This window comes from Pseudomonas sp. NCIMB 10586 (assembly GCF_023127895.1).
GTDB lineage: Bacteria > Pseudomonadota > Gammaproteobacteria > Pseudomonadales > Pseudomonadaceae > Aquipseudomonas > Aquipseudomonas synxantha_A.
In genome coordinates, this window is the sequence record NZ_SPKQ01000025.1 from 1 (window position 1) to 6903 (window position 6903).

Consider the following 6903-nt stretch of genomic DNA (forward strand, 5'->3'; position numbering starts at 1 on the left):
CGCCAAGGCGGCGCGTACGGGATATTTCGCGGTCAATAGCGCCAAATTCAGCAGGATTTTCAACTTTCCGCACGGTTGCAGCGGGTTGATCGGAGCTTCCCTAACGCCTTTACCATCAGTTCAGCGTTTGGCTTTTCCGACAGCGCCCGACCCACGATCGGCGCGTACATAGATCCAGGATAACAGCCGGGTAATACCACTTTCCTTGCGCCCAAATATAGGTGATATCACCGCATTAGACTTGATTGGGAGCTGGCACATCAAGCCCACGGCTCAACGTGTTCGGGTTATCGAGTCTTTCTATCGCCGCTCTTTTGTAAATGTGAGAGCTGGGGTGTTTGCTGACTAAATCAAGTTCGTGCATCAAGCTAGGTACTTTGAATCGAACAGTTCATTGGCGCGACTACGCAATCGAGGCTGTTCAGCGTAGGGTGTGCGGCGCCGCAGGCGCTGCGGCGTAGTAGGACGAGCGAGTGATGTCAAGCATCTATATAGCCAATCAATGGCTCAACAGTGCTCAATTGATCAGTCAGCGCGAACGCTCGTGCCGACATCAAGAGCGCGGTAACTTTTTAAATATTGATTTCTCTCGCTCAACCCGAGCGTGCGATCAGGGGGCCAGCTCCTGAGTTTTTTGCTGTTCTGAATTCAGTGCCTTGCTCAGTGGGGTGACGCTTTTATATTCTTTCTGAATCTAGTTAACCCGGCGGCGCAATGCCGACTCACCAATGCCGAGTGAACGGTTGGCTTCGATGTGGCTGTGGTTTTGTTTTAGCGCGAGGTCAGCAGCCAAGCGCTTGAGTTCAGGAGTAAGGGCGCGGCGTTGTTTGGTCATCTGACACCTGGATCTGGCGAGCATTCTCGCCTGAACGGGTGTCCGGTTTCATTAGACCACTACCAGTGGCGTATTTTGATAGCGCGCGTACCGTTCTGATCTTTACAATTTGTAGTGTTAATGTCATAAAGATTAAATGGTTATTATTATGGTAGTTAATGCTAGTCAATCAGGCTTCTCACGTTCAAGCCCCATTTTCGAATATGGAAATGAACGCGCTGATAGTCCGTTAGCCTGCCTTAAAGTAGGGTCGCGGAACCCTAATGCTGCAACTTTCAAGGCTCAACCGGTCGCTACGTCGGCATTGGCTGATATCCTATATTTTAATGTTTTCCTGTTTTGGCTGTAGAATAAGTTTCTGAGCTGTTAAAGTTTTTATGGAAAGTTTTCGGAGAGGTGAGGCGCTTTTTGGTAGAGGTTGTGGGGGGTATTATTCTATAAGGCAAATTATTCGGTGTGCTGGCCAGAGTTTGTGAATTTTTACAAGGGTGCAGTAAATCTTGATTTGAGTACTTGTGTTTGGTTTTGGTTGTGATGTTTTATGTTATTTTAGGTGGTGAGGCTGATTATTTTTGAAGAGGTGGTGCTGTGCAAAAAGTAGTCGAGGGTTCATTCGCTTTACAACCGGTTCGTTCCGTAGATCTTGCTCCGGCTAATGAGGCTATTGTCTCGGCACTTGAGAGTGGATCTAACAAACCAGGTGGCTTATCGTTAGTAAGTCAAAATTCTGTTACTTTGCCATATAGGGATATTTCTCCTCGGCTTGGAACTTTTTCCGAGCTTAAGGAGGAAATAAGGTGCCCTGCCACTCTTAAGGCTCTCAAGTCGCTGGAAGATCTGATGGAGTTGAAACCCATTGGCATTTGTACATTGAGCGATGAGTCGATTTTTCAAGGGAGGCGGAAACTAACGTTTGAATGGTTGGAAAGGAAAGACAGGTTTAATCCGAGTTCTGACCCGGCTGAAACCGAAGCTCTAGAGCAGAGGGGTAAGGGGGGAGAGGTCGAGGCTATTGAGTATGCGAAAGCATTTATAAATGACTTGAATCGCTCGGAGTATATTGTCCGGCATTTAGGGCAGGACATAAAATTAGCCTCGTCTGAGTCGGAACTTGATAAGAAGGAGTGTGAAAAGCTCGAGATCTTCTCATCGCTTATAGCATCCAGGGAGCTCAGGCGGGAGGTGTCTCGCCGGGCTCATCAAGGAATGCTGAGTGATCCGCTTGCTGAGTTTTTTCTTACGTTAAAGCCTGGGATTTTAGCGGCTGTAGGTGATAGGGGGGCTAAGTATACAATCAGTCCAAACGAGACTGGAACCCATGCGTGGATTGAGGCAGAGGGTAAGTTTTCGATGTCGGATACTTCAACAGGTGGCGTGGTTCCTGGTGTTTTGATAGTGAAGAATAGGATTCACTCAATTAATATTTTACCGTCTTCTGAAGCGCATATGGATGTGCTGCGCAGCACGCTATCAATAGAGTATGACGCCCATCCTCATTTATCGGTAGAGCAGGGGTCCAAGCCTGTTTCATCATTCGGTAAAATGATTGATTTTTTCCGTAATGCAAGTAGCAGATCTTCATAGCGGGGCGTGACCGCGCGCGCCTTGCGGCAGGAGTCGAGCAGCTGTGAAGGCATGGTGTCATTACAGCAGGAGCGGCTTCAGGATCCCTCTAGGGAAACTCCGAACAAGTCTTCAACTGTGCTGAAATACGCCTGATAACCTGATCCGAGCTGCCCATGAGCCAGATGAGCTTTTCCGATTTCGAATACGCCGGAAAACGTAAGCAGACACGCCGTGAACGCTTCCTCGCCGAGATGGATCAGGTCGTGCCCTGGACAGGCCTGCTGGGGCTGATCGAGCCGTTCCACCCCAAGGCCGGCGGTGGCCGTAAACCGTATCCGCTGGAAACCATGCTGCGCATCCATCTGTTGCAGAACTGGTTCTCCCTGAGCGATCCGGCCATGGAAGAAGCGCTCTACTAAATCACGCTCATGCGCCAGTTCGCACGCCTGACGTTGAGCGCGCCGATTCCGGAAGACACTACGATCATGAACTTTCGGCACTTGCTGGAGAAGCATCAACTCGCACCTGCGATCCTCCAATGTGGCCGATGTCACGCAGGCTGCCGAGCTACTGCATGGCGAAGAAAACGCGGTGTATGCGGACGCTGGGTACACCGGTGTCGAGAAACGTGAAGAGCATGAAAATCGTGAAGTGATCTGGCAAATCGCAGCGCGCCGCAGCACTTATTCCAAGTTGAATAAACGCAGCCTGCTGTATAAAGCCAAGCGCAAGATCGAGTACTGCAAAGCTCAGACACGGGCCAAGGTTGAGCATCCGTTTTGGGGGATCAAACGTCAGTTCGGTCATGTGAAAGGGCGGTTTCGCGGATTGATGAAAAGCACCGCTCAATTGACCACGCTGTTTGCCTTATTCAATTTGTGGATGGCTCGAAAACAGCTGATGGATATGGGCGAGTTGCGTGCTTAAGAAGACCAGACGAAATAGCCCTCAATACACGAGGCATCGGTCGTTTTTTGGCAAATAGCGGTGCGTCCCGAGGAAATTTCGACTTGCCGCCGCCGTGCGGCAAGTTGATCGGAGCAACCTTAGGAGTGAACGTTTTTTAAGCGGTTTTTGACGGTGGATCACGATCGGATGGCTTACTTTTATCCAAAATGGGCCTGCCAGGCAGAAACTCAAGGCGTTCTCTAATCATTAAACGGAATATCTTCTATGGTCACCCAAATTATTGCTACTCCCCGCGCGCTCTCGGCACTTGGTTCTGAACCCCCCCGCGAAACATTAACGAATATAAAAAAAATGTTGGAGTCAGTGGGCAATGATAACGCCGTCTTGAGACTCAAGGGTGACAGATTAAAAGTAGGCCCAGCGGGAATAAAATGGCTGCTGAACAGGGCTCGTTATCAGGACGAAGCTAAAAGTGCTGCAGCGTATTTTATCAATGAAGGACACCGGAAGATAACCGTCGGCACTGCTATCGTTGCCGTCGACACCGCTCTCAAAGCTATCGGCGCTCCGAGTGAAAGTCCATTGTTAGCGGGTAGTAATAGTGTGCTGGATAACGCGATAAGAGAAATTTTCGTTAGCAACGATTTAAAACAACCGAATGCGGAAATATTAGAACAACTAAAAGAGCTGCTTGTCGAGATGCGGGGGGTTCAGTGCTCTGGCGCCAACATATTTTGCGCACCGTCAACTTTGGGCGCAGCGGAAGTATCCGAAAGTGGTCACGTGTCATTCGATAGTTACGGGTTTCTGTGGGTTATCGGCAGTATGTCCAACGAAATACCTAATGTAGTCAAGATGGATTTACTAAAACTTATTCTTGCAAATCCGTATATCATCGATCGCCCTGTGAAACAATTTAACTCCGATAATTTTCTAAAAAACGCACCTGGCGCAACAAATAGTTCAATTCTTCGAGCGTTCAGGTTTTCCCAAATCAACCTTGAATCACTACAGCTTGAGTGCAAAAATCTTGATGGTCTTTTTGTTGAGGGTTCAAAGTTTAATAACTCAAATTTCAGTGATTCGAGCTTCAATCAGTGCGTTGTAAAAAGGTCCGCGTTAAATAATGTCGTTTTAAATAATACGCAGTGGCAAGGGGCGAAGATTATTGACTCGAGCTTCGATGAGTCGTCGATGGAAAACATTAATTTTTCCAAAGCGAACCTACGTGGCGCCTCGTTCAAGAACTCATCACTTATCGAGGCCAACCTATCAAGAGCTTCACTCATCGGGGTGAACTTTACAGGCTCGGACCTTTCTCGAGCACACCTCCGCGAGCTGCCCGGATTTCGGTCGGTCAATTTTAATAGCGCGACGTTGGAGGGCGCCAATGTTACGCTGAGTAAAGAATTCTTAGATTATCTTCCACAACTTATCGATTATTATATCAACCACCTTAACAATGAAGGCGAAGGACTCCTGGCTTCAATTAATAGCATCGATGTAAAATACGCCTCGGTACGTAATTCGTTGATGAAGTCAGTGATTGTCGAGTTGGATAAGCTGCCCCCGGAGGAGCTAACCGGCTCTTGGGCTTCTCTAGGTGATATATTGCTCAAAGAGCCGTCTTATGCTGACGACACCACTATTGCCAAGTTCATTTATGAGCGCCTGCTGCCCCACTGGATGGCGAGTAAGAGTCAGGCTCCGCTACATCCGGAGGAGTTCGATCTTGGCATGGTTCTAGAGTACCTAACCCGTGCTGACGGCCCTGATTGGTCGGGCCCTGAATACCAGGGAGCTGTGAACCAGTTGCTGTATGCCGCGTCCCAGTCGCCTGCTCAGGGTAATCTCCAGGAGCAGGCGAACCAATTGCGCCGCACATATTTGAATAGCCCAGCCCTCCGGGTGGCGTGTGCCACTCTGGAGGACTTCGAGTCAGGACTGGCGAAGCTGACCTATGTGTTTAGCGATGCATCCGGGCTTGCAGTGGTGGCACTCGAGCCCGAGCTGTTCCAGCACCTGGTGACTCCCGCGGACTCAGGCGTGCCTGCTGAGATCCCCTGGAAAAGCCTGTACCCGATGTCGCGCGCGACGACGTCGGAGCTCTTCGAAAACGTAGCCATTGGCAATCTGGAGCAAGTGTTTGTCGGCAGTCCTTTCTTAAAGGCGCGTTACCATGCCTTGATGAGCGCAGGCAGCGCAGAAGCCCTGGTCGAAACCGTCTTCACAGGTTCGCCGTATAAAGATCAGTTTATCGCGGCCCTGGCGTGTCAATCGGTGCCCGAGAAGCTGACGGGGGTGGAACACCAGAGTCGCTTGGAGGCGCATTTCGCTCCCTTGTGGCAGGCGGTCAGCGGGTTCGAGTTATGGGCGCCGGTGGTGGAAGTGGAGGAGGGGGTGAAGGTGGATAACTGGTCGAAGGCTTCCCTGCAACTCACCCCAGCGCATCAGGAGGCCCTATGGCAAGCCACCTATTCGGACGCTGCCCGTGTGGGGGGGGTTAACCGCTTCGGGCTTGACGACACCGCGGTCGATCGGGCCAGCCTGATGTTGGTGCTGGCCACGCTGTTTACTCGCTACAGCTCCAGTGCGTTGTTCGGCGAGGAAGAGGATTCGCCCCAGGCGGTCAGGGCCTATGCTTATGCGCTGTTGCAGGAAGCGCATAAGCTCGATTCAACACTGGTCAACGCCGATACCCTGAAGGATTGGCGAGCGCGTTTGTCGGGACAAGCGTTTTCCTGCACGGCGGTGCTGAGCGATATGATGACCAGGCATATTCAAGACCAAGCGCAGCCCAACTCGCCCCTGGAACTGGTTTTCCTCGGGCTTTATCCGGCGGCGTGGCGCTAAGCGTAGGATCGCAGCACGCTTGGCCATGAGCCGGAGGATTGGTTGTCCCTCCCCGCCTAAACAGTCCGCCAACGGGCAGGCTGTTTAGGCATGACGAAAACAATCGGCTAACCGGCTAGGATAGGTTCGGCTGGGGCGGCGACATCAACCGCGGGTCTACACATCTCGGCTGAAACGACTGGGCTACAGCTTTCTAATTGCAAGTTATAAGGCGCTAGTGGATTGTTCATCCCCTCCATCATTATGGCCCGATCACCAACGCTGAAGCGTAGTCCCTCAGTGCTTACGGCGAGTCCAACTCTTCGCCAAACAAAGCACTTGAGCTGTAGCGAGTAAACAGCGTGGCCAGGACCAGTATCACGCAAGCCCATGCGCCAGTTCGCACGCCTGGCGTTGAGCGCGCCGATCCCGGACGACACTACGATCATGAACTTCCGGCACCTGCTGGAGAAGCATCAACTCGCACCTGCGATCCTCGCGGTCATTAACGGTTATTTACAAAAAAAAGGCCTGTCGCTGCGTCAAGGCGCTATCGTCTATGCCACCATTATTCATGCCCCCAGTTCCACCAAGAACGAGGAAGGCAAGCGAGATCCCGAGATGCATCAGACCAAGAAAGGTAATCAGTATTTCTTCGGGATGAAGGCCCATATTGGCGCCGATGCAGAGTCGGGATTGGTTCATCACCTCCACGGCGCCGCGGCGAATGTAGCCGATGTCACTCAGGTTGCCGAACTGCT

The 6903-nt window shown here is 51.1% G+C and carries 3 protein-coding genes and 4 pseudogenes; 4 read left to right on the forward strand and 3 right to left on the reverse strand.

Annotated elements, in window-relative coordinates; all coding sequences use genetic code 11:
* Positions 1 to 101: 101 nt before the first annotated feature.
* Positions 102 to 385: pseudogene (locus E4P01_RS11590) on the reverse strand (DDE-type integrase/transposase/recombinase); the annotation flags it as partial.
* A gap of 130 nt (positions 386 to 515) precedes the next feature.
* Positions 516 to 835, reverse strand: a pseudogene (locus E4P01_RS11595) (IS3 family transposase); the annotation flags it as partial.
* Between the two features lie 588 nt (positions 836 to 1423).
* On the opposite strand from E4P01_RS11595, the gene E4P01_RS11600 reads away from it, so the two are divergent.
* The 3 genes and pseudogenes from E4P01_RS11600 to E4P01_RS11610 all read left to right on the forward strand — a co-directional run bounded on the left by E4P01_RS11600 (position 1424) and on the right by E4P01_RS11610 (position 6163).
* The gene (locus tag E4P01_RS11600) at positions 1424 to 2419 is read left to right on the forward strand and encodes a hypothetical protein (protein WP_216091075.1); all 996 of its coding nucleotides are present in this window, start codon (positions 1424 to 1426) and stop codon (positions 2417 to 2419) included.
* Positions 2420 to 2574: 155 nt separating this feature from the next.
* Positions 2575 to 3328, forward strand: a pseudogene (locus E4P01_RS11605) (IS5 family transposase).
* Between the two features lie 246 nt (positions 3329 to 3574).
* The gene (locus E4P01_RS11610) at positions 3575 to 6163 is read left to right on the forward strand and encodes a pentapeptide repeat-containing protein (RefSeq protein WP_216091076.1); all 2589 of its coding nucleotides are present in this window, start codon (positions 3575 to 3577) and stop codon (positions 6161 to 6163) included.
* Between the two features lie 283 nt (positions 6164 to 6446).
* Here E4P01_RS11610 and E4P01_RS28285 read toward each other — a convergent pair whose 3' ends face one another.
* Positions 6447 to 6548 carry a hypothetical protein gene (locus tag E4P01_RS28285; RefSeq protein WP_143508433.1) on the reverse strand — a complete coding sequence of 34 codons (102 nt, stop codon included), beginning with the start codon at positions 6546 to 6548 and terminating at the stop codon, positions 6447 to 6449.
* On the opposite strand from E4P01_RS28285, the pseudogene E4P01_RS11615 reads away from it, so the two are divergent.
* Positions 6533 to 6903 (forward strand): annotated as a pseudogene (locus tag E4P01_RS11615) (IS5 family transposase); the annotation flags it as partial. The gene E4P01_RS28285 and the pseudogene E4P01_RS11615 sit on opposite strands and share 16 nt — an antisense overlap.